Here is a 23,049-nt window from a genome sequence, read left to right as displayed (position 1 = left end):
ATTTTCGACAATGCACAACTTGTTTTTTGGAATTGTCGTTTGATACCGTTTTGCTATAGCGCATTTTTATAATTCTTTCCTATTGGAATTTTGTCACGGTCTATTTCAACTTCTTGTTTTCCAATTAAAGTAATTTTGTCTCGGTTGACCAGAAACGAACGATGAAGCCTCAAGAATATAGAAGATGGCAACAAGCCGTCCAGATATTTCATGGTCATGTGTGTAATGTATTTTCCATGTATTGTGTGAAGAATAATATAATCCTTAACAGACTGAGCATATAAGATATCTATATGTTCTAGTTTTATGAATTTTCCATTCACCTTAAAGAATGTATGTGTCTTTGCAGGGGCGGGTTGTACATAAAGTTTTAGAAACCGGGTGATGCTGGCCAAAAATCGTTCATAAGTAATCGGCTTTAGAAGGTAGTCTACAGCTTGTATTTCATAACTCTCAACTGCATACTCGGAGTAAGCGGTAGTAAAGATAACCGCAGGAGGAACTTTTAGGGATTTAATAAAATCCATTCCGTTTAGGGCTGGCATTTGAATGTCAAGGAGTATCAGGTCGATGTGTGTACGATGTATGATCTCAAATGCCTCGATTGCATTTCCACATATTCCGACTAATTCCAGCTCTGGTATATTTCTGATATGATCAGCTATCACCTGTTGCGCTAAGGGTTCGTCTTCTACTATTAGGCATCTTGTCATTTGCTATTTAGTGTTAAAGTTAGAAATACGGTATAAGTATCCGTTTCATCTTTGATTATTAAAGAATGTCGTTGGGGGTATAAAAGCTCCAATCTTTTTCTGATATTTTTAAGCCCAATTCCACTATGTCCGTTGTTTACGCTACTGGCCGACTTGCTGTTGCTGACTTCCAGGGATAGTTCACGGCCCACCAGACTAAGAATAACCAGCACGAAACCTTCGTCTGTTTCTTCCTTTATTCCATGTTTGAATGTGTTTTCGATGAATGGAAGCAAAAGTAAGGGTTCTATTATCGTGGTTTGGTCAATCCCCTGTACTTCAAAATCAATGCGTATTCGTTCCGGATACTTGACGGCCTCTACTCCAATGTAGTCTCTTAAAAAATCAACTTCTTTTTGTAATGTTATCGTTGGTTCAGAAGCCAGATAGAGTATGTAGCGCATTATGTCTGCATGTTTGGCAACTAATGGAGCGGCCTTTGCAGACTGTTGCAGGGTCAACGAATAAATATTGTTCAGTGTATTGAAAAAAAAATGTGGCTGTACCTGAGCTTTTAGATAGGTCAGCTCAGCATTCAATTGCTGTTTTCCCAATTGATCAATAAGCCTGTCTTGTTTTGCCGATCTGATGAAATAGGCAAGTGCGGAAAGTACCAAAAACTCCCTGAACATATAAATGAGACTAAAATGTAATAAAGCTTTGCTGTTGTACCATTTCGCAGCATTAGCTGTCATGTGTTCGGGTAGGAAAGAGATCTTGGAAACCAATAGGTATCCATATAGGATATAGAGGTTGTAAATTACAAGATAGATTAACAATCCAATTATAAACTTGATGTATTTTTTTTCAAACAGATAGCGTTGAATCAAAAGTTTGTAGAAGACAAATCCCGCGACGAGCGACTTGAGTCCGTAAAACAATATTTCCGTAAGATCTTTGAATTCGAATGAAACGTTTCTCTTTTCAATCAGGCTATACTCCAGCCCGCTCAACATAGAAAATAGGACATAATAGGTTAGGAAAAAAATAACCTCTAATCTGTTGTATTTATCATTAAAGAATAGTTTAAAAGACATCCCTTACAAGGTAAGGGCTAATTTTCAAATTAAAAACCATTGCATTATGTTTTCGACAAAGGAACGGTTTTTTTCGACATAAGAAGGTCTTCAACTTTTGTCTAAATTATCTGAGCGCTGGTCTAATAGCGTGAAAATATACTTTTTAAGCATCTATTTTTGTTTGAAATAAATGTTTTATATGAAAAAGATGTTTAAATCCGGGATTGTAATGTTGTTAATGCCGATGATCTGCTTCAGTCAGAATGCAGCAGATATTATCAGTCAGGTAAAGAACAAGCAGCGGTCAATTAATGTACTTTCATACACGGTTAAGCGTACCGATACTCTTGGTACTTATATCAGGCATATGAATGGGAGTGTTGTAATGGAAAAGAATGTTAAAGATTCCATCTTTGGATTCAGGTTCTCAGGTAAAAAGGAAGGTGATCCAACAGAAAAAATGTATGATGGTCATGTCGGATACGCACTAGATGTAGTTGCAAAGACATATAAAATCACAACAACTTCCTCTGGGATCCATAACTTGTTAGATGGCGGTGGCGGGCACCTGGTACTGCCAGATATGATGAACCTTGATACTGTCGGCGTGATCAATAGCTCAGTATCCGAGGATGATAAAAGCTATCTTTTGTTATTCAATTACGCGGATGTTGTCAAATATGATGTTACCAGAAAGTTCAAGGAAGTGAAAATCGATAAACAAACCATGCTCCCTGTATCTGTCCGTAAGCATCAGGAATCTCTGGGCAGAATACAGGATCTTTATTATGAAATAAATAAACTAACTATAAACCCCGGTAAACCCGAATACGATTTTGCTGCACCAGATTTTCTCGCGAACTTTCAACACATAGTTCCAGAAAAGACGAGTAGTCCGGTGTTCGGACTATTGAGCAGTTCAATGCCTTATTTTAGACTGCAGGTCTTTGCGAACGGAACTGGGTGGATCTCTACCGATGATTTTAAAGACAAAGTGGTATTGTTGGATTTCTGGGAAGTTTGGTGTGGCCCTTGTGTGGAATCAATGCCAAATATTGAAGGTTTGTTTCAAAAGTATAAAACGAAAGGTTTGCTGGTGTACGGCATTGTAAATGATACCAGTAACATTGTATCTTCAAAGGCATTTACAAAAAAGAGAGGGTTTACTCTGCCAATGTTAGCCGGAAGTGAACACTTGATGAATTCGTTAAAGATAACAGGTATACCACTTTATGTACTTGTAGACAGGACAGGGAAGATTACGTTTATTAGCGAAGGTTATTCAAATGGTATCGAAACTGCGATCCTTAAAGCACTGGAAAGATAAAGGTTACCCTATTATAGCTGTACTATTAAAAATAAAAGAAAATTAGGTTATAAAATAGAAACAAAAGTTTGTAGATTATGGCGTTAATCCATAATGAAACTAAACGATGATGAACACTTTAAAAAATGTTGTAATCCGGTTATTAACAATTGTATTGCTTTTTTCTCTGCCTTCGGTATTGAAGGCAATCGATTTAAAAACATCAAAAACAATTGTATCTATTGATAATAAGGGTTTTTATAGCTCCATAAAAGTAGCAGGTAAAGAAATTTTAAGTGCAGGAAATTATCCTTTGATTTCTACAAGTAAAAACGGGAGGGTCGTTTTGCCGAAGTCATTGGAGGTTAATGGAAGTCGGTTTAGTCTGAGCATGGAGGACGGAAGTAAAATTGTTTTACAGGTTACACAAAGCCCTAATGCCATTGTGTTTGAAATTAAGGAAATAAGTGATGTATATCATGAAGTCGTTTTTGGTCCATTGAAAGTAAGTTTGCATGAGGTAGTAGGTGAAGTTGTTGGCGTTGCCCAGCATGCAGATATCGCTTTTGGAATGCAATCTTTGCACATCAAAACCAATGGTGGAATTCCTTATGAAGTGGCTGATATCTATAGTAAGTTCTTTAAATATACCGGGGAGAATACAGAGTTATCAGTATCCAGCACTCCTTTTTACAATCTCGCTGCCGTTGATACAAAAGATGGAACTGTTTTTCAGCTTTCCAGCAGAAACCGGGAGCGTGTTGAATATAGGAAGGTCCAACAAATTGAGAAATCATTAACGCTTCCTGTTGAAGGACCAGATGCAAAAATAGTAGGGTCTAAGATTGCATTGTTTGGTGATCAAAGAGCTGAAATCCTGAATAGAATCGGAAAGATTGAAATTGAACAGAAATTGCCTCATCCGATGATTAATGGAGAATGGGATAAAACATCAAGGTCGTCAATGAGGTCGTATTTAATCTCTTCTTTCTCTGAGAAGGATATTGATTTCGTTTTAGATAAAACGAAAAAAGCTGGCTTTAAAAATATATATCATGAGGGGCCATTTGATACCTGGGGAAACTTTAAATGGAGTTCATCATTTGCAGCTGATGGCGATGATGGAGTTAAAAGGATTGTTGAAAAAGCAAATAGTCAGGGCATAGATTTGGGTGTACATACACTATCTAATTTTCTTACGCCAAATGATCCTTACGTTACACCTGTGCCTAGTAAGCACCTGTTGAAACAAGGGGAGTTAACATTATTGTCTGATTTGGATGATAACCAGACAACTTTCGAAATTTCTAAATCAGCTTTATTTGAAATGCCGTTAACCTTAAATACTTTGCAAATCGGAGATGAGCTGATTACATTTGGTAAAGTTGATGTGACGGGAGATAAAATGAGTTTGACAGGATGTACAAGAGGTGCTTTTGGAACTCAGAAATCAGCGCATAAAAAGAGTGAAAAGTTATTTAAGTTATGGGATTACCCATACAAAACATTATTCCCTGACTTGAAATTACAGGATAACTTTGCAGCCAGACTAGCTGAAATTTTTAATAAAACTGGAATTAAGCAGATTTCTTTTGATGGATTGGAAGGATGCATGTATACAGGTCATGATTATTATGCTACGGCTAAGTTTGTTAAGGGATTTTATGACCAGGTAAAAGATAAATCAAATATTATAAATGACGCAAGCCGTCTGGATCACTTCTCATGGCATATTCACACACGAATGAACTGGGGAGAGCCCTGGGGAGAAGAAATGCGCAAGGGGCAGGTAGAGAGCAGAATTAAAAATCAAAAGTATTTTACACGAAACCTTTTTCCCAGAATGTTAGGATGGTTCTTAGTACGTCTGGGCGATAGAAAATTTGAAACCACTACTTTAGAGGATCTGGAATGGGCGCTTTCAGAATCAGCAGGATTTGATTCGGGCTATGCAATGAGTATTAACCTTCAGACATTGCGTAACCATGGTCAGATAGATAAGCTGTTAGAGGCTATGAAAAATTGGGATTTTCTGAGAATGAACCAGGCTTTTACTGAAGAACAAAAAGTAAGGCTAAGAGATCCGGAGACGGAATGGCATTTAGAGAAAAAAGGCGAAAATGATTTCTTATTGCACCCATTATATATTTCTAAGCAATTTAGATGTGACCTTTCTGAAATGCAACCCGGACAGCCAGGTGGAGCAGATTGGTCATGGTCTACACCAACTGAAGGGCCTTTTGCTTTAAGGCTTAAAGTTGAAGGAGAGGGCGCAATTGCAAATCCATCATTCACTACACCTGCCGGGGTTATAAAAATTGAAGGAACAATAAAGGCAAATCAGTACTTGCTTTTGGATCATGAAGGGCGGGCGCTTTTAACAGATAAAAACTTCAATATCATAGATACTTTAAAGATACAAGGTAAAGCATCGCTTCCGGCTGGATCTTCTGCAGTAGCTTTTGCATGTGATGTGGAAAAGGACAGTAGTCCTGAGGTTGTTGTGAGGTATATCACACGTGGTAAAGCTGAGCAGGTAAAGAAAGTAAAACTTTGAAAATCCTTTGTACTGTTTCAAGGAGCACTTGGTAAATGAACTATAATGGCATGCGTTAAAATTAAAAATATATAAGCCGATTTTATATGATGGAAGTAATGCTATGAGAAATTATGGTGAGTTTGCTGACGAAGAACTTATCCTTTTGTTAAAAGAAAAGGATAAGTTGGCGTTTACTGAAATTTACAAGCGGCATTGGCATTTGCTTTATCTCCATACCTTGAAAATTCTGGGAGATGAGGACGCCGCGAAAGATTTAGTGCAGGATACCTTTTTTACTTTTTGGCAGAAATGCGGAGAGTTACAGATCAACACGAATTTAAAAGGTTATCTCTTTATTGCTGTCCGGAACCGGATTTTTAGCTTAATCCGGAAAAAAAAGGTGAATCCTGATTTTGTTGATATTTTAATGGAAGAACTTAATCAACTAGATAATACTACAGTTGAGCGTATTAACGAGCGGGAATTGATTCGGTTGATTGATATAGAAATTGAACAGCTACCAAAAAAAATGAAGGAAGTATTTGAGTTGAGCAGAAAGGAATTCCTGACCAATAAGGAAATTGCAGAAAGGTTGAATATGACCGAAGAAGCTGTAAAAAAGCAAATTCACAGAGCAATCCACACCCTAAGGCTCAGGCTTCGAAATTACGCAGGTATTTCCCTGGTATTGATCTCAATCATGCACAATAAGGCTTAAACCATAGTTTAAGGTCAATTTTTAAAATCCTGAAAAAAACTTTATTAAAAATGTCCCCCTGGATTAAATATAAGCGTCTTGTATATAGAGGGCAATTATGGAATATTCAAAACAAGACATAGACGAGCTAATTGATAAATACCTTTCAGGTGAGGCAACGGCTAACGAAATAAATATACTGGAGCAGTCTTATATGAAGGCTTCAAAAAAAATATCAGTGCATGATGTTTCCGATATTGACGTTGTGCGCATTAACGACGTTGGAATAGAAAGCTGGCAAGGTCTTATTGAAAAGATGAACAGCAATGGGGCAAGAACCCTGGCAATTTGGCAGCGTATTGCTGTAGCTGCATCTGTTGTTTTTGTATTTGGTTTTGGTATTTACTTTTATAATCAATTCACTTTCAGGGTAAAACAAGGTAACCAAACTTTGGTCAGCGACGTAGGCCCGGGAGGGAATAAAGCTTATTTAACATTGGGAAATGGAAAACGTATTGTTTTAAGTGATGGAAACAGTAGTGTGCTGGCAAAAGATGCTGATGTTGAAATCGTTAAAGCAGCCAATGGACAATTGATCTATGCAACGGGTGCAAAAAAAGCACACGCTCCTGATCTTGGTTACCATACGATTGAAACGCCAAAGGGAGGGAAGTATGAAATTACACTCCCCGATGGAACACGGGTATGGTTAAATTCAGCTTCCACACTAAAATATCCTGCATCATTCGTTTCATTAAAAGAGAGAAAGGTTGAATTGAAAGGCGAGGCTTATTTTGAAGTGGCGCACAACAAGGCTGCTCCGTTTAGGGTACGCTCCGCTGGCCAAACGATTGAGGTCCTCGGAACGCACTTTAATGTGAATGCTTATGTAGATGAAGATGCTATAAAAACAACGCTACTGGAAGGTTCGGTGAAGGTTTCCCTCAACGACCCGAAAGATTTTAAATTGCTTAATCCTGGCGAACAGGCAGATAATAGCGGTAACCGTCTGCAAATTTCAAAGGTAAATGTGGAACAGGCTATCGGATGGAAAAACGGAGATTTTGTGTTTAAAGGAGAAGATGTAAAAAGTGTTATGCGCCAGCTGGCAAGGTGGTACGACGTAGAAATAGAATACAAAGGAAATGTGTCGGATATTGGGTTTGTAAGTACCATTTCGAAAACAAAAAAACTATCGGAAGTAATTACAGCATTACAGGCCACAGAAGGTGTTCACTTTAAAATTGAAGGAAGGAGGATTTTAGTTATGCCTTAACCGACAACGAGAGGACGAACTGAAAATAATCGGGAACGTTGACGCGCCCCCGATCAAATGTCAGCCCCTCTAATAACCATGCTTGGAAACATATTTATCAACTAAACCGACGACTAAATGTACAAAATTTACAACAAGATCTGGTATGGTCTGACCAACTATACCATGGATTTCGTAGGAAATCCACTGCGGGGAGCATTTTCAGGGTGTCATTTAAAGAAATGGATAATGAGGATGAATTTAATAATTATTTCATTATGTGTGGCTTGTTTGCAAATTGCATTTGCAGCAAACGCACAGCGTATAACCTTAGTTAAAAAGGATGCCCCGCTTGATGAAGTTTTTCAGGAACTTAGAAAGCAAAGTGGTTATGACTTTGTAATCACCAACGCACAGCTTAAACAAACTAAACCCGTAACCATTCGTGCAAACAGGGAAGAGTTGACCAGTGTGCTGAATAAGTGTTTTGAGGGGCAGCCCTTTACTTATTCAATAGAGAATAAGACCATTGTTGTGTTGCCAAAAAAAAGGGAGCAACCACCGGTGCTAGCGCCTGGAGTAAGCCTAAAGGGAAACGTATCCGATGAGAAAGGGGCGCCCATTTCAGGAGTTAGCGTAAAAGTTGATGGTACTGAAATGGGGACGGCTACCAACACAGATGGAAATTACAAGTTTGTTTTAACCCCTGGAAAATACCGGATTATCTTTAGCTGTATAGGATTCAATACGCGGATTTTAGATAATGTTATCATTGAGGCCGGGAAAACACTTGATCTGAACGTGATGATGAAACCCACCATAGCCTACTTGCAGGAAACAGTGGTGGTGGGTTATGGTGTACAGGAAAAAAGAAGTTTAACCGGATCTATCGGTACTTATAAACCCGGCGAAGAAATCGGGCAGGTTCCGTTAACAATTGACAGAGCGCTGATTGGCAGGATTGCCGGGGTGCAGGTAGCTCAGTCATCGGGTATGCCGGGTAGCGCCTCAGCTATCATCATTCGCGGTGTCAGTACTTTGAATAAAAATGGAAACTCGCCACTTGTAGTGATCGATGGAGTGCCTGTTTACAGCTTAGACCGAAATAACAATACCACCGATTTCAGTGGCGGCAAATCTCCGGGCTTTGTATTCGGCGGTACCGGGGTGGATGAAACTTACGCAAACGGGGCTGAAAATAAGGTGGAAAATAATCCGCTGGCCAGTATCAATCCGGATGATATAGAGTCCATTGAAGTACTTAAAGATGCTTATGCAACAGCGATTTATGGTTCCAGGGGCGCTGCGGGTGTTATCCTGGTAACCACTAAAAAAGGTAAAGCCGGGAAGATGAAAATTAATTTCACCTTATCCTCCTCGGCAAGTAACCCGGTTAAAACGCCTTCAATGATGACCGGTGATCAATATGCTGATTTTTATACGAGCTTTTTGAAAGCTAAAAACCCGCAATCTACAATTGCTTTTCCGAAAGGAATAAATACCAATTGGTTAGATGAGGTCACCCGTACTGCAATCGGTTCTAAAGCTTCGCTTTCTTTATCCGGAGGTAATGAGAACCTGGTGTATGCGATTAGCGGAGGTTATGATAAGGACCAGAGTTACATTATTAACAACGATTTTAATCGTTATCAAGGACGTATAAACCTGGAGGGCAATTTTTCTAAATCTATCAAAGTTGGTGCAAATATGGCCATGTCTTATGTAGATAACAATGCACTGAATACCCAACGTATATATCGTAATGCTATATTGCAGCCACCCAATTCCCCTATAACCGATGCACAGGGAAACTATGTATGGAGATTTGGTGATAATCCCCAAGGAGTAAATGAAGATACCAATCCTGTTGCCTGGGCAAAAACGGGCGCTAATAACAGGATTGATACAAGGGTTTTTGGTAATGTTTATACGGATGTAAAATTTGCGCCCTGGATTACCTGGCATACCGATTTCGGTGTGGATTGGATAGATGGTAAAGCTTATTCACGTGAGGTTGATAAACTAAGTACGCTTGAAGGAATGGCTACTTCTACAACCACAAATAACCGTCGTTGGGTAATTAGCAATGAATTACGTATCAATAAGCTGATTGCTTATAAACATGGGTTTAATGCAACCCTGGGGCAGTCATTTGAAACCTCTACCGAAGGTATAAATAGTGTAGTAGGAGAAAATTTTCAGAGTGATGATATTTTAAGTATCAACGCTGCAAGTACCCGGAAAGTAATCAACGCTTTAGATCAAAAATGGGCGATGGTTTCTTATTTCGGTCGTTTCAATTATCAATACAACAATAAATATCTGGCCGGTGTTACTTACCGTCTAGATGGCTCATCAAAATTTAGTAGAAATAAACGTTACGTTGGTTTCCCTTCTTTCTCACTGGGATGGGTGCCTAGTGAAGAGTCTTTTCTGGAAAGTGTAAAATGGATAGACCAGCTTAAATTTAGAGGAAGTCTGGGGTATACCGGAAACGATGGCGGGGCTGGTTATTATGGAAATCAGGGAACTTATCGGCCAAATCCATACGGAGCTACTTACGGAACCATCAATTCTTTCGAAGTTTTATTCCCAAATAACCCAAATCTGGAATGGGAACGGACCACGATGATTGATGTGGGAATGGACCTATCCGTATTTCAGTCACGGTTAACCTTAAGTCTCGACTATTACAACAAAAAGACTAAAAACTCCATTGTAACTTCACCATTGCCTAACTTTATGGGCTTCAATACTCAGCTGCAAAATCTTGCGGATCTGACCAATAAAGGTTTGGAGGTTACGCTTAATTCTCAAAATTTCGTAAGCAATAGATTTAAATGGTACACCACATTTAATATTGCCAGAAATAGCAATGTCATTAACAAGCTTCATAAAATTGATCCGGAATTAACTGCACGTACTATTGAATACAACGGAGGGCGTTACTGGTTGCCTGGCGCTTCTGCAACATCTTTTTACATGTATGAATGGGGCGGTGTAAATGCACAGAATGGTAACCCCATCTGGGTAGATAAAAATGGCAATAAAGTTGAAAAACCTATTCCTTCTACTGATTTTGAGAATCCAAATCAACACCGTAAAGTGTTGGGTGATGCATTGCCGAAATTCTTTGGTGGGTTGGGGAATACCTTTAGTTATCAGGGATTTGAGCTGAATGCTTTCTTTACGTTTGCCCAGGGCAATAAGCTGTTCAATGGAGCAAGGGCTTCAACTACGAATTATACAGAAGGGACTTTTACGGGACTCAATGCACGCAATTTGTCGATCGAGCAATTGAATTACTGGAAAAATGCCGGAGATCAAACAAATGTTCCGGGCCTGATCAATGAATCGAATAATATTGCCATGGGATTCTTTGGTGCAACTGACTATACGCAGGGCCGTTATACTTCCCGCTTTCTGGAAGATGCTTCGTACATCAAGCTGCGTAATTTAACCCTTGCCTACACCCTTGAAAGGAAAATCGGGACAGGTTTATGCAAAATAAAAGTGTTTGCAGAGGGAAATAATTTGTTCGTTATCACCAAATATAGCGGCATGGATCCGGAAGTAAGTGCATTTGGCTCTTCGGCTCTTAATGTCGGTTATGACGAGTTGACCTTGCCGCCAATGCGGAGTTTCAGATTAGGTATACAACTAGGGCTCTAATTCATCACTAAAACAATCTTAACCATGAACAAATTGAACCTCAATAAATTATTTTTAAGCGTTCTGATAGCTGGCTCAATGTTATCGGGTTGTGACAAGAAAATAGATCTTGCCCCCGAATCTGTTACCACAGAGAAGGATGCTTTAACACATCAAAAAGGAACAGAAAGATTGCTTGCCGGAACCTATCTGAGCCTTTTCGATGCTTCAAAAGGGGAGGCGTATGCTATTCCTGATTTAACAACAGGTTTGCTTTCCAGTTTCTCGACCGATTATGCTACCGGTAATCTTGATTCCCGTAACGCTATTGTACTTGGTATTTGGAGCAATAATTATAAAACGATAAGCCTGGCCAATGTAATTATTAATAAGCTGGCCGAACATGCGACGTTCGATCTTATTCTGCAAAAGCAGTTTATCGCAGAGGCTAAGTTTATCAGGGCCCTTTCTTATTTTAATCTGCTTAAGTACTTTGGTGATCGGGCGATGCAGAACAATATGGAAGCTCTGTGTGTTCCATTACGGTTGCAGGCCTTTGATGGATATGACGGCTCACAGAACATCCCACGTTCTACGAATTCGGCGGTTTATGTACAAATTATCAAAGATCTGGATGAAGCGATTATAGATTTAAAGCTGAAGTTTGATCAAAACGTTGATCAGCATGGAAGGGCTACTAAAGCTGCGGCCAGGGCATTGGCATCAAGGGTAAGTCTTTATAGACGGGATTATGCAAAATGTATAGGTTATGCAACTGACGTTTTAGCTGATCAGGGATATGGCCTGGAAACAAGTGTTACCAGTGTTTTTCCAGTCAATGCTGCGATGTCTGTTGATATTCCCTTTAGTAAGGAGATTATATTCGGCTTTCCCGTAAGCTGGAACAAGGATGTGAGTCAGTACAAGTTTCATGATCTATATTATAATTATGGCTTCCTTACAGTTAACAGTACATTTTTAACTTCTTATAATGTGGCTGACCAAAGGCGTGCTGACTTTTATGTAGATCCTCAGAATCAGAACAGAAACCTCAAATTTTCTCATCCTGATTTGATTGATAACCTGATGATGATCCGCGTGTCGGAAATTATGTTAAATAAAGCCGAGGCTGAAGCTTATCAGAACGGGGTTACTGCATCCGCTGTACAGCTTTTGAATGATGTTTATCAGCGTGCTTTTCCGGCCGGACAAAAACCGGCACTTTATACAACGGCAGATTTTAGTACGAAGGAGATACTTATTGACCGTATTCTTCAGGAAAGGCTATGGGAACTGGCTTTTGAAAGCCATAGCCGGTTTGATTACATCAGGTCTGGCTTAAAACCTAACACGGTATTGCCAATGGATAAATACGCTTTACCAATTCCACAACGGGAAATAGATATTACCAATGGTTTAATTAAACAAAACCCCGGCTATTAAAAAGACCTATCGAAAGTTTCTACCTAACTAAAGCCTAAGGGCATATTAAAATCAAAAACAACAAAAAAGTAATGAAAAAAGTTCTTTTATCAGCAGCGTTTAGCTGCGCACTCTGCCTGGGCTTATTAGCCCAAAGCCGGGAAATAAACTTTAAGCATGACGCAGCATTTAAAGAAGTGCTCGCTGAAGCAAAAAAACAAAACAAACTCATTTTCTTTGATGCCTACACTTCCTGGTGCGGTCCATGTAAGGTCATGTCGAATACGGTTTTTAAAACGGATAGTGTTGCCGACTTCTTCAACCAGACCTTTGTTAACCTGAAGGTGGATATGGAAAAAGGAGAGGGGCCGGATTTAAATAAGCGTTTTGAGGTTAATGCTTATCCAACATTGCTGTTTATAGATGGCGATGGTAATCTGGTGCATAAAATAGTAGGTTCGGCACCAGCTAATGAATTTATGGCCGAATCACGTAAGGCCCTAAATCCGGAAAGTACAGTTTATGGCCTGGGAAGAAAGTTCAATGCAGGTGATCATTCTGCGGAAACGACTGTCGCTTACATGACCGCCCTGGAAGCTGCTTACGAGAATGATAAAATGGGTGAAGTGGCTAAAGTCTATTTTGATGCCCTTCCTCAGGCTTCTTTACTGGAAGGGAAAAACTGGACGATGGCCAAACGTTTTCTATACGATGTAACCTCCACTTCTTTTGCCTACTTGTTGAGTAAGTCGGATGATTTGGCAGTAAAGTATGGAAAAGGTAAGGTAGACATGTATTTTAACCAGGTTTTTTATAGCGCGATAAGTTCATTAAAAAAGGCCTATTCAACTCCTGGAAGACTACAAGCAGCCAATCATAAAGTCAAAGTGATGGAGGAATTGCTGAAAACAGGAAAGGCGCCTTCGTCTGACGAAATGCTTGAATCACTTCAGTTAGCGCAGTTGTCCGGAACTAAACAATGGGATAAATTCTGTGATGTAATCAGCAGTAAACTTCAGCAGACCACTAAACCCGGTGCGCATTCGATTTTGTGGCCAGCTATGGAAATGATACGCGATGCGCCAGTTAAATACTGTGTTAACGCTTTAAAATGGGCCGAACAATACAGCGATGATAAGAATAATTTAACCGCCCAGATCCTGGTTTCCGACCTCCGCAAAATGGCTTGTAAGAAACAAGGTAAAATTAAAGAAGCCGAAGCTTTTGCTTTAAACTCTGATAGCTTGAGAAAACAGGCCGCAGCTAAAGGAAGAGGAACCCCGCAAATGATGAAAGATTAGTAAAAAGGAAATTTAAATACATTAAAGAAGATGATAAAAAAAACCATAATAATGGCAATTGCTGTATTGCTGACAATTAGTTTATTGTACGCACAACCGGGGAAATACATTACGGTAAGTGGAAAGGTTAAATTCCCCCCACCAAAAGAACATCAGGAAAAGTTCCCTTTTTTATTGCAAAAAAGAACAGGAGATGATGTGAAAATTATAGATACTATTCGCCTTAAAGCCGATGGGAGCTATAGCTTCAAAGTTAACACGAGCAAACCTGATCTGTACGAGCTGGACGTTTACAAATGGGATCAAATTACGTTTTGGGCCAATAAAGAAAATCTTAAAATTGACTTTAGGGGGCAGGATACTGCTAAAGTTGTGATCAAAAATCCGCCGTATGTATTTATTGAGGGTGGAGATGAAAACAACCTGATTAACCAGGTTAACTTTATATATTATCGGAATTATCAAAATACTATAGATGTTAGTCGCTTGCACTATGAAGCCAAAATGAAAAAAGATACGGTGCTTGCTAAAGAACTGGATAGTTTCATGTGGAAATTATTTGATGACATGGACGAAAGGATCAAGCTATTAGTAAAAATGAACAGTACCAAGCCCCAGGTACTTTATGCATTAAATTTTATCAGTCCGCGCAAAGATAAAGCCCTGATCGCATCAACACTGGATAAGCTAATAAAACTTCATCCATGGCTTACAACAGCAAAAGTTCAGCGCGAGAATCTTGCTAAAGGCGAGGCTATCGCAAAAAAAACAGCTATCGGAAGTCCGGCGATGGATTTTACCCAAAATGATGTAAATGGTAAGCCGGTTTCGCTATCATCTTATAAAGGAAAATATGTGTTGCTTGATTTCTGGGCTTCCTGGTGTGGCCCATGCCGTGCCGAAAACCCTAACGTAGTTAAAGCCTACAAGAAATATCATGAAAAAGGTTTCGAGATTCTCGCAGTGTCCCTGGATGATAAAAAAGATAAATGGCTGGAAGCAATTGCAAAAGACGGGCTCACCTGGACACATGTAAGCGACTTAAAAGGCTGGAAGAACGTTGTCGCGCAAATGTATAACATCAGGGCTGTTCCCAGTAACTTATTGCTGGATAAGGATGGGAACATCATGGCTAAAGATCTGAGGGCCGAAGAACTGGATAAAAAACTGGGAGAAATCTTCGGGTTGTAAAATCAGATTTATATCAACCAAATTAAAATCATGGCCGTTATGGCCTCATTATTAAAGTACTTTAAAACCATAAAAAAATGAAAAAAATTATCAGTTTAGTGATGGCATTAGGCCTTATCGTTTTATTTTCTCCAAAATCTGCCCTTGCACAAATGGGAGAAGCACAACAGATTAAATGGGATGTAAGCAAAGATGCCCTGATCACGTCGAAGCAGGAAGACACATGGAGTTTATTGTCTGAACTGGATTTAGTAAAACTTTTTGCCAAGGATTATATTAAATCAGTTGAAGTGAAAGGTGATGAACTGCCATTTGAGCGGATTATTACTTTCGTTAATGGAAGTTCCCGTACAGAGGATGTTGTACAGGTAGATCAGGTGCAGAAGTTCTTAGTTTACAACTTTGCAAAAAAATCTTTACCTGCCGGTATCGATGAAGTATCTGTCGCTGTGTTTACCAAAGCTAAAGGTGACAATACTGAAGTAAAATGGATGGCCAGAGTTACCGGGAAAAACGAAGCTAAGAAGGCCCTTGTCGCTGAGCTTGCCACTGAGTTGGAAAAATATGCTACTGGATTAACTACCTTAATAAAGAATGCTGTGCCTGCAGCTGTAATGGAGTAAGATAAATTAAGTCATTTTCACAAAAACCAAAAAAGCCTTTCAGTGAAAACTGAAAGGCTTTGTATTTGGCTCCCTCTGCTGGGCTCGAACCAGCGACCCTCTGATTAACAGTCAGATGCTCTAACCAGCTGAGCTAAGAAGGAGTGCTGGTTGCCAAAACGTTGTTTTTGATCTCTTAAAGAACATAAACCTTCGTTCGTTTTGGGAATGCAATATTAGGGGTTTTAATTTATTTATGCAATATTTGCAGTGAAAAAAAATGAAATAAATTAAAATAATTTATATGAGCCTGATAATCATAGGGACTGTAGCTTTCGATGCTATTGAGACTCCCTTCGGAAAAACGGATAAAATAGTAGGAGGGGCGGCAACCTACGCCAGTTTAGCTGCTTCTTACTTTTATAATAAGGTAAAAATTGTGGGAGTTGTAGGGGATGACTTCCATAAAGAGGATATTGATACTTTCACAAATCATGGTATTGATACCGAAGGGTTACAGATTAAAGAGGGTGAAAAGTCATTCTTCTGGTCTGGAAAATACCACAATGATATGAATAGTCGTGATACATTGGCTACAGAGTTGAATGTGTTGGCAGACTTTGATCCAATTATTCCTGAAAGCTATCAGAATTGCGAATATTTAATGTTGGGTAATCTTACTCCAATTGTACAGCAAACGGTTATTAGTCGCCTTAAAAACAGGCCTAAACTGATTGTATTGGATACCATGAACTTCTGGATGGACATTATGATGGATGACTTACTGGAAACTATTAAAATGGTTGATGTGTTAACCATCAATGATGCCGAAGCACGTCAGCTATCTGGTGAGTACTCATTGGTGAAAGCCGCAAAGAAAATTTTAGAGATGGGACCGAAGTACCTGATCATAAAAAAAGGTGAACACGGTGCACTGTTGTTCCATGAAGATAAAATCTTTTCGGCTCCTGCACTTCCTTTAGCAGAGGTGTTTGATCCAACTGGAGCTGGCGATACTTTTGCTGGTGGTTTTATTGGTTATATGGCTAAAGTTGGTACAGTAAACTTCAATAACATGAAGAATGCGATTATCTTCGGTTCAGCCCTTGCTTCGTTCTGTGTAGAAAAGTTCGGAATTGAGAAAATTGTGAACCTTACAGAAGCAGAAGTTGCAGCGCGTGTACAGGAGTTTGTTAGCTTAAGCTCATTTACTATCGAAGCTTAAATTGCCCGGCATTTTTATAGAGACCGTATCATAGTAGTGATACGGTCTTTTTTATTTTACCCGTTTGCGTAGCCTTTAAATTTTCACTTAAGATTTGCATCGGTCTGTGCCAGATAAGAGATAGAGTTGAAGGACGAATTATCTTTTTAGTTATAATGTTTTCATCAGGTCTAAACGGGGTCATTGACCCTGTTTGCACCCTGTTTAAATATGGTTTAACTCCTTATCTGATTTAACTCAGACTTAGCTTAAAACGTAGGAAGTCTAATATCATCTTTTGATAGTTTTTATAGGGGTAATTTGCCTATAGCTGTGAACTTTTCAAATACGGTTTCAGTATGTGGTGCATCCGGTAACTCATCGGTCAGGTCTTGTCCTGCCCAATGTTCATAATGCTTCCCATTTCGCCACAACCTACTTTCAGTAACGTCGTAAATTATACCCTTGTAGGCTACCCATATCTGTGGCTTATCCTGGCCGTTGCGTAAAGCAAGCTGTTGTTTAGTATAAACAGGTAGGTTATCCATTCTTTTTAAGCGCCTTGTTTTTAAAGAATTCAAACAGATATACGGCCATTAAAAGCATACCCATAAAGAAAAAATAAGCTTCAATAGGTAAATAAACCAGGTCTAACTTCAACCCTGCGTTTTGATTAAACAATATTGGGTCCTGAGTTTTTATATAAAGACATAAAAAATATAAGGGAACAACTAAAGCCAGGTAAGTCCGGTAAAACCGGTACATAAAGCGCAGTTTATTCTTGTACTCGATGTAAAGCAGCAGAATGAATAAAATGGAAAAGGTAACCATGGTAAACAACTTCATGTACCCGAAAAAGAGCATGGCAATACATAGCCCCAGAATAAGATTGCTAACTGAAAGACTGAACTTCTCGAGATTGTTATTAGGGAAATTACTATTTAAGAAACGATAGGATAAAAGCCCTAGTGCTGAAATAACAAATGGAACGAGCAATATTGTTAGTGGTAAACCTGCAATAAATGGTGCGGCTACAAGCTGGGGGCTGAATGACAAAACCCCTAAAACGTTAAATAGGGTAGTGATTAGACAAAAGAAAATTCCTGTTAAAGCAACTGATAATAGAAATGCTTTTGGATAGCTATTGTTCATGTATAAAGATAAGTTCAGCTCCAAAAATATGATTTTGATACGGTTTAAAATCTATAAATACGGATAGAATTTTTTATATCTTTAATATGTATATCTATTTAAACCTCACCTATATGAAAAAAATATTATTGTTTTTTGCACTTATAGCCGTTGTGCTATCAGTTCGCAGTCAGGAAACACCCAAGATTGACACCACAAAAAACTGGACCATTCACGGAGAAAATACTTTCCTCATTAATCAGAGCTCTTTTTCTAACTGGTCGTCTGGTGGTGTAAATTCCATTGCGGGAAATTTGGTTTTTAACTATGATTTTAATTACAAGAAAGATAAGTGGAGTTGGGATAATAAGGTAATTGTTGGCTATGGCCTGAGTAAACAGGACGATTTAGGTATGCGGAAGAATGATGATAGAGTTATTTTAAATAGTCTGTTAGGATATAAAGCTGCACAATACTGGTTGTATACTTTTTATGCTAATTTCCAGACCCAGTTTGCAAAAGGTTACACATACGAAGGAACGACAAGAACCAAAATATCCAATGCTTTTGCCCCTGCCTATCTTACTTTTGGTCCGGGTATCGCCTACAAACGCTCCGATAATTTTAGGGTTAACTTTTCTCCTGTAGCCTCAAGGATAGTAATGGTATTTGATGATGATCTAAATGCGGTTGTTCCTGCTTTTGGTGTGGATCCTGGTAAGAATATGCGGTTCGAATTTGGTGCGTCTTTAGATGCTTATTATAAAGTAAATCTGATGGAAAATGTTGGTTTTGAAAATATATTAAAGCTGTATGCCAATTATCTGGATAATCCACAAAATATCTATACCGATTATACCGCCAACCTGTTTATGAAAGTCAATAAATTTGTTACAGTGAATGCTGGTGTTCAGATGATCTATGATGATAATACTCTAATTGCCAAAGAAGTAAATGGGGTTGTTGAGCGACATAAAGCTTTGCAGGTAAAGCAGATTTTTGGTGCTGGGTTTACTTATAAATTCTAACAACAAAGCAGGTGTTTATATTATATAGGTAAAATGATATCTTTGCCGCACACCTATAAAAAACGCCAAAGCAATGCTTTTAAAGTATAAATACCTGCTTTCTATATTTGTTTTACTTTGCTTTTCTTCCTGCTTTCAGATCATTGAGGAGATTAACCTCAGTAAAACTGGTTCCGGAACAGTAAACCTAACGTTAAATCTTAGTGCCAGTAAAACCAAAGTGGCCTCATTAATGCTCATGGATAGCATACAGGGTTATAAAGTTCCTTCCAAACAAACGATTCAAAAGGAGCTAGATGAAATTGTTGCCTATCTAAAGAAATCTCCCGGAATAAGTAATGTTCAAAAGAAGGTTGATTTTGAAAATTATATTGTGAGCGTATCTTTCGCATTTAGGGAAATTGCAAATATTGATCATGTAAATCAAAACGTGCTCAAAAAGCTGAAAGTAAAAGGATTAAGTAACACCTCTTCGTATACCTATGATTCTAAAAATCAGGTTTTTCAACGCAGTTATCAGCATACCAAAGAAGCTATTGTAGAATATAATAAGCTAAAGCCTGAGGTTAAAAAGATATTTAAAGATGCAACTTATGTAAGCATTTACAGGTTTGATGCCCCGGTAGCTTCTAATACAAATTCCCAGGCAAAAGTCTCAAAATCAAAAAAAGCAGTTATGCTTAATACCGGGGTTCTCGGTTTAATAAATGGAAAAACAGATTTATCCAATCGCATTACACTAACAAATTAACATTCTACCTAATTCATCTTTGCTATGATTTCTTTTTACAGATGCTTAACTGCATTGTTTTTATCCGGTCTTACAATTACTTCCACAGCACAGGACCTTGTTCATAAAATTCCGGCTAGTGCGCTTGCTGTTGCAACGGTTAAGGGTAAGAATTTAACAGAATTAATGTCGTTGACGGAGTTTAATAATACATTTATTGGAAAGGCGTTTCTGAAACAAATCTCTAAAAAAACTGATAAAGCTTTTTCTTCGATTGAAGATGCGGGCTTTAACCTTGCTTCTTCTTTCTACTATTTTAACCTGAGCAACGACAGTGTAACTTACAACTGTTTCCTGGCCCCGGTTAAAAGTGTAAGTCTGGTTGATCAATTGTATCAACAGGCAAATCAAAAAATTAGTGTAAAAGGGGAGTTGAGGTCGTATTATAATGCCGATTCGACTCAAGTTGCCCGATGGAATGGGGAGATGTTCCTGTATGTAACTGCTAGTGGTAAAAAGGAGTATTTTTCTAAACCGGAGGTAGTGGAGCGTTTGGGATTGGTAAATCCTTATCCTGTTGAGGATGTAGTAGCAATTGACTCTGCTGCAGCTGTTGAAGTCCCTGAATCCGAAGTGTTAGATTCAGCTTTAACAGATACCGTAGCTGTTTACGATGAGGAGCTAGCATCAGCGGAATTACCAGTTCCTTCTTTAAATCCTTTTTTTAAAAATGAAGATAAAACAAAGTCAATAGTTGCTATCTGGACCCAACGTATGATGGATGATGTCTTTGCCGGTACAGGTAAAACATCGATATTGAACAATAACGATTTTGTTAAAAGTTTGGATGCCCAGGCTGAAGCTACGATATGGATTTCGGCTGTTGATAAACTTTTGAATGCCTATATGCCCACTTATTTAAAGGGATTGAGTTTTCTAAACGGATACGGAAGTGGTAACATCAGGTTGTACCTTGAAGATAAAACCATTCGTGTGGCCAGCAGCATGACTTTTAGCAAAGAAATTGCGGATGTACTTAAAAGGGTACATAAAAGAAAATTAAACAAACGGTTTTTGAAGTATGTAAACGAAGATCGCATGATCGGCTATTTGGGTTATGCCCTGGATACGAAGACCTATCTTGAAGAGTATCCCAAGCTGATGTCGAAAGTTTATGGTTCTATATATGCCGAAGAAATTGGGATGGCTGCTGACTTGTTCTCTCTTTTGTTAGATGAAGAGGCTATTGGAAAGGTAATTAAAGGAGACGCTTTATTTATCTTTAATGGTCTTTTACAAAATGAGGTAAGTTACAAGTCGTACGAGTACAATGAGGATAATTTTGAAACTGAAGAGGTTGTGAAGACAAAAAAGGAGACTTTGCCAGACTTTCTATTGATGATCTCTTCTGAAGATACCCGTTTAATTGATAAGCTGATTGCTTATGGTGTAAAAAAAGAACTGGTAAAAAAGGGAGGTGGTTATTATGAACTGAGCATACCAAAAAGCCCTTTGGCACTTTATTTTACCATTAAAAATAATATCATTTTCTTTGGTACCAGTATTACTGAAATGGATGATATTGCAGCTGGAAAATACGTTTCCCATGTTTCTGCGAAACACAGGAAAACATTAATACACAGTAATTATGCAGCATATTTTAGCGCCAAAAAATTGGCAGGAAAAATCCCTTCGGACGAATTTGGTGGTGTTAAAACAGTGGAAAAGGCAAATCGCGTACTCAACGCATTGGGTGATATTTACCTGAAGTCGAATTCAATTAAAGGAAATGTGTTATCCGGACAAGTGAGTATGGACATTCCAGCTAATCAACCAAATGCTTTAAAATATCTTTTCTCAATTATTGAAGACGCACAGAAATAGGTTTAAAAGAGTAGCAACAGTTACAGCAGTGGTTGTTTTACTGCTGCTGGTTGCCGTTTACTGCTATTTTTCATTTAGTAAATATAACGCCTCTAAGGACCGGATACATGCAGATGCGGAACTTATAATTAAGGTTGATACCGACAGGTTATATAGTACGCTTGCTATGGATTATTTCAGTAATCCATCTTATTATCAAAACAAAAGTATAGAATCAATAGAAAGTGGCCTGAAAATACCTGCCCAGATCTTTGTTTATACGGTTAAATCTAAATCAGATCAGACTTATTTTTGTACGCTGCCAGTGGCAGATACCGTATTGCTAAAATCATTTATAAAAGAAAAACTGGGGATAACTGCAGTTAAAAATATGGGGCAGTATATAACTGGAAGTTCATCGAATGGTCGACTTAGTATAGCCTTCAATACCCATATGTTTGTTGCAGGATATTCGCTTAATGGTGAAAAAGTAGAGAATGTCATTGCTGATTTATTAAACAAGCGGAACCTGTTACCCAACAACGACCAATTACTTATAAAGCTTAAAGGGTTAAAAGCTCATTTAGCCTACGTCTTTAAAGATTGTTATGGTACCGGTGATTTTAAAGATGGACAACTTCATCTGGAGGGAAGCTTTAGTTCGGAACATTTTGATGTTAAGGGAAAGACTTTTAGCCACCGTACTTTTGATAAAGATGCAATCATTAAAATGTGGTTTAATGTAACGCCATCCTTAAATAAAAGCTACGCCGGATTTAAGGTCAAAAGCTATGATGTATATCCTGACAGCTTACTGAGGTATTGCAATGGATATTTTGATATAGAAATGGGGAAGACGGTGCATCAGGTGGACACGATAATTACCTATGAGTATAATGATGATTTTGAAAAGGAAGAAATCGTTACACCTCGCAATGTAACAGTGCCCGGTATAAATAGTGTTATGGCTAGTCATGCAAAAGGACTGATCGATTATCTAAGCAAATCAAATATAATAGTCAGCGGTCAGGTGAATAAAGAGCTGTTTCCTTTATATCGGCTTTATGCAAAGAGTAATGAAACTACGGTAATGCTAAGTACTGATCGGAATGCGGTAATCTCTGCATCGAGAGAAAATACCCCCTATTTCTTTTACCTGGGCATTGATTTTGAACAGTTAAAAGAACAGGCACAGTTTCCTCTTCTGGAAAAATATATCAAGCCGTTAAGTAGGCTGGTTATTAAAGCCAATCCTGAATCTTCTCATAAAAATCACTTTGAAGTGGATCTGGATTTTAAAAGAAAAGACATTAATGCTTTGGGACAATTACCCTAAAATTCTGGCGTTTGTGTTATAT

The 23,049-nt window shown here is 38.4% G+C and carries 18 protein-coding genes and 1 tRNA gene; 14 read left to right on the top strand and 5 right to left on the bottom strand.

What is annotated here, in order from left to right:
* Positions 1 to 53: 53 nt before the first annotated feature.
* Both R2Q84_RS17080 and R2Q84_RS17075 read right to left on the bottom strand, forming a co-directional pair.
* Positions 54 to 713, bottom strand: a complete 660-nt coding sequence (locus R2Q84_RS17080; RefSeq protein ID WP_316817796.1) for a LytTR family DNA-binding domain-containing protein — start codon at positions 711 to 713, stop codon at positions 54 to 56.
* Positions 710 to 1,789 carry a sensor histidine kinase gene (locus R2Q84_RS17075; protein ID WP_316817795.1) on the bottom strand — a complete coding sequence of 360 codons (1,080 nt, stop codon included), beginning with the start codon at positions 1,787 to 1,789 and terminating at the stop codon, positions 710 to 712. The genes R2Q84_RS17080 and R2Q84_RS17075 overlap by 4 nt, the downstream gene beginning before the upstream one ends.
* A gap of 181 nt (positions 1,790 to 1,970) precedes the next feature.
* On the opposite strand from R2Q84_RS17075, the gene R2Q84_RS17070 reads away from it, so the two are divergent.
* From R2Q84_RS17070 to R2Q84_RS17030, 9 genes are all read left to right on the top strand, one after another.
* On the top strand, positions 1,971 to 3,098 hold the full coding sequence (locus R2Q84_RS17070; RefSeq protein ID WP_316817794.1) for a TlpA disulfide reductase family protein: 1,128 nt from the start codon (positions 1,971 to 1,973) through the stop codon (positions 3,096 to 3,098).
* Positions 3,099 to 3,204: 106 nt separating this feature from the next.
* Positions 3,205 to 5,634, top strand: coding sequence for a hypothetical protein (locus R2Q84_RS17065; RefSeq protein WP_316817793.1), 2,430 nt, complete (start codon positions 3,205 to 3,207; stop codon positions 5,632 to 5,634).
* A 103-nt stretch (positions 5,635 to 5,737) separates the two neighbouring features.
* A complete protein-coding gene (locus tag R2Q84_RS17060) occupies positions 5,738 to 6,334 on the top strand; it encodes an RNA polymerase sigma-70 factor (protein WP_316817792.1) in 597 nt (198 codons plus the stop codon).
* A gap of 97 nt (positions 6,335 to 6,431) precedes the next feature.
* A complete protein-coding gene (locus R2Q84_RS17055; protein ID WP_316817791.1) occupies positions 6,432 to 7,589 on the top strand; it encodes a FecR family protein in 1,158 nt (385 codons plus the stop codon).
* Between the two features lie 117 nt (positions 7,590 to 7,706).
* Complete coding sequence (locus R2Q84_RS17050) at positions 7,707 to 11,240, top strand: TonB-dependent receptor (RefSeq protein ID WP_316817790.1); 3,534 nt, start codon at positions 7,707 to 7,709, stop codon at positions 11,238 to 11,240.
* 24 nt (positions 11,241 to 11,264) lie between these two features.
* Positions 11,265 to 12,662, top strand: coding sequence for a RagB/SusD family nutrient uptake outer membrane protein (locus tag R2Q84_RS17045; protein WP_316817789.1), 1,398 nt, complete (start codon positions 11,265 to 11,267; stop codon positions 12,660 to 12,662).
* Positions 12,663 to 12,733: 71 nt separating this feature from the next.
* Complete coding sequence (locus R2Q84_RS17040) at positions 12,734 to 13,942, top strand: thioredoxin family protein (RefSeq protein ID WP_316817788.1); 1,209 nt, start codon at positions 12,734 to 12,736, stop codon at positions 13,940 to 13,942.
* A 30-nt stretch (positions 13,943 to 13,972) separates the two neighbouring features.
* Entirely contained in the window at positions 13,973 to 15,133 is a 1,161-nt protein-coding gene (locus tag R2Q84_RS17035; protein WP_316817787.1) for a TlpA disulfide reductase family protein, read from the top strand.
* A gap of 77 nt (positions 15,134 to 15,210) precedes the next feature.
* Positions 15,211 to 15,756 (top strand): hypothetical protein, encoded by a 546-nt coding sequence (locus tag R2Q84_RS17030; protein WP_316817786.1) that lies wholly within the window; start codon positions 15,211 to 15,213, stop codon positions 15,754 to 15,756.
* 66 nt (positions 15,757 to 15,822) lie between these two features.
* Here the strand turns inward: R2Q84_RS17030 and R2Q84_RS17025 are convergent.
* A tRNA-Asn gene (locus tag R2Q84_RS17025) sits at positions 15,823 to 15,899 on the bottom strand.
* A 140-nt stretch (positions 15,900 to 16,039) separates the two neighbouring features.
* On the opposite strand from R2Q84_RS17025, the gene R2Q84_RS17020 reads away from it, so the two are divergent.
* On the top strand, positions 16,040 to 16,960 hold the full coding sequence (locus tag R2Q84_RS17020; RefSeq protein WP_316817785.1) for a PfkB family carbohydrate kinase: 921 nt from the start codon (positions 16,040 to 16,042) through the stop codon (positions 16,958 to 16,960).
* A 287-nt stretch (positions 16,961 to 17,247) separates the two neighbouring features.
* On the opposite strand, the gene R2Q84_RS17015 is transcribed toward R2Q84_RS17020, so the two are convergent.
* Positions 17,248 to 17,487, bottom strand: a complete 240-nt coding sequence (locus R2Q84_RS17015; protein ID WP_316817784.1) for a cytochrome b5 domain-containing protein — start codon at positions 17,485 to 17,487, stop codon at positions 17,248 to 17,250.
* Positions 17,480 to 18,091, bottom strand: coding sequence for a lycopene cyclase domain-containing protein (locus tag R2Q84_RS17010; RefSeq protein WP_316817783.1), 612 nt, complete (start codon positions 18,089 to 18,091; stop codon positions 17,480 to 17,482). The genes R2Q84_RS17015 and R2Q84_RS17010 overlap by 8 nt, the downstream gene beginning before the upstream one ends.
* 113 nt (positions 18,092 to 18,204) lie before the next feature.
* Between R2Q84_RS17010 and R2Q84_RS17005 the strand changes: the two genes are divergently transcribed.
* The 4 genes from R2Q84_RS17005 to R2Q84_RS16990 all read left to right on the top strand — a co-directional run bounded on the left by R2Q84_RS17005 (position 18,205) and on the right by R2Q84_RS16990 (position 23,027).
* On the top strand, positions 18,205 to 19,098 hold the full coding sequence (locus R2Q84_RS17005; RefSeq protein ID WP_316817782.1) for a DUF3078 domain-containing protein: 894 nt from the start codon (positions 18,205 to 18,207) through the stop codon (positions 19,096 to 19,098).
* A 73-nt stretch (positions 19,099 to 19,171) separates the two neighbouring features.
* A complete protein-coding gene (locus tag R2Q84_RS17000) occupies positions 19,172 to 19,849 on the top strand; it encodes a hypothetical protein (RefSeq protein WP_316817781.1) in 678 nt (225 codons plus the stop codon).
* Between the two features lie 24 nt (positions 19,850 to 19,873).
* A complete protein-coding gene (locus tag R2Q84_RS16995) occupies positions 19,874 to 21,712 on the top strand; it encodes a hypothetical protein (protein WP_316817780.1) in 1,839 nt (612 codons plus the stop codon).
* A complete protein-coding gene (locus R2Q84_RS16990) occupies positions 21,693 to 23,027 on the top strand; it encodes a hypothetical protein (protein ID WP_316817779.1) in 1,335 nt (444 codons plus the stop codon). The genes R2Q84_RS16995 and R2Q84_RS16990 overlap by 20 nt, the downstream gene beginning before the upstream one ends.
* Positions 23,028 to 23,049 lie beyond the last annotated feature (22 nt).

The organism is Pedobacter nyackensis (assembly GCF_032678475.1).
GTDB lineage: Bacteria > Bacteroidota > Bacteroidia > Sphingobacteriales > Sphingobacteriaceae > Pedobacter > Pedobacter nyackensis_A.
This window is presented reverse-complemented; position numbering and strand designations above follow the sequence as displayed.

Bases quoted from the DNA above. Each gene is read 5' to 3' on its own strand.
- R2Q84_RS17070 (WP_316817794.1), top strand. From the start codon at position 1,971: ATGAAAAAGATGTTTAAATCCGGGATTGTAATGTTGTTAATGCCGATG.
- R2Q84_RS17015 (WP_316817784.1), bottom strand. From the start codon at position 17,487: ATGGATAACCTACCTGTTTATACTAAACAACAGCTTGCTTTACGCAAC.
- R2Q84_RS17005 (WP_316817782.1), top strand. From the start codon at position 18,205: ATGAAAAAAATATTATTGTTTTTTGCACTTATAGCCGTTGTGCTATCA.
- R2Q84_RS17050 (WP_316817790.1), top strand. From the start codon at position 7,707: ATGTACAAAATTTACAACAAGATCTGGTATGGTCTGACCAACTATACC.
- R2Q84_RS17065 (WP_316817793.1), top strand. From the start codon at position 3,205: ATGATGAACACTTTAAAAAATGTTGTAATCCGGTTATTAACAATTGTA.
- R2Q84_RS17055 (WP_316817791.1), top strand. From the start codon at position 6,432: ATGGAATATTCAAAACAAGACATAGACGAGCTAATTGATAAATACCTT.
- R2Q84_RS17060 (WP_316817792.1), top strand. From the start codon at position 5,738: ATGAGAAATTATGGTGAGTTTGCTGACGAAGAACTTATCCTTTTGTTA.
- R2Q84_RS17010 (WP_316817783.1), bottom strand. From the start codon at position 18,091: ATGAACAATAGCTATCCAAAAGCATTTCTATTATCAGTTGCTTTAACA.
- R2Q84_RS17040 (WP_316817788.1), top strand. From the start codon at position 12,734: ATGAAAAAAGTTCTTTTATCAGCAGCGTTTAGCTGCGCACTCTGCCTG.
- R2Q84_RS16995 (WP_316817780.1), top strand. From the start codon at position 19,874: ATGATTTCTTTTTACAGATGCTTAACTGCATTGTTTTTATCCGGTCTT.
- R2Q84_RS17000 (WP_316817781.1), top strand. From the start codon at position 19,172: ATGCTTTTAAAGTATAAATACCTGCTTTCTATATTTGTTTTACTTTGC.
- R2Q84_RS17035 (WP_316817787.1), top strand. From the start codon at position 13,973: ATGATAAAAAAAACCATAATAATGGCAATTGCTGTATTGCTGACAATT.
- R2Q84_RS17075 (WP_316817795.1), bottom strand. From the start codon at position 1,789: ATGTCTTTTAAACTATTCTTTAATGATAAATACAACAGATTAGAGGTT.
- R2Q84_RS17045 (WP_316817789.1), top strand. From the start codon at position 11,265: ATGAACAAATTGAACCTCAATAAATTATTTTTAAGCGTTCTGATAGCT.
- R2Q84_RS17020 (WP_316817785.1), top strand. From the start codon at position 16,040: ATGAGCCTGATAATCATAGGGACTGTAGCTTTCGATGCTATTGAGACT.
- R2Q84_RS17080 (WP_316817796.1), bottom strand. From the start codon at position 713: ATGACAAGATGCCTAATAGTAGAAGACGAACCCTTAGCGCAACAGGTG.
- R2Q84_RS17030 (WP_316817786.1), top strand. From the start codon at position 15,211: ATGAAAAAAATTATCAGTTTAGTGATGGCATTAGGCCTTATCGTTTTA.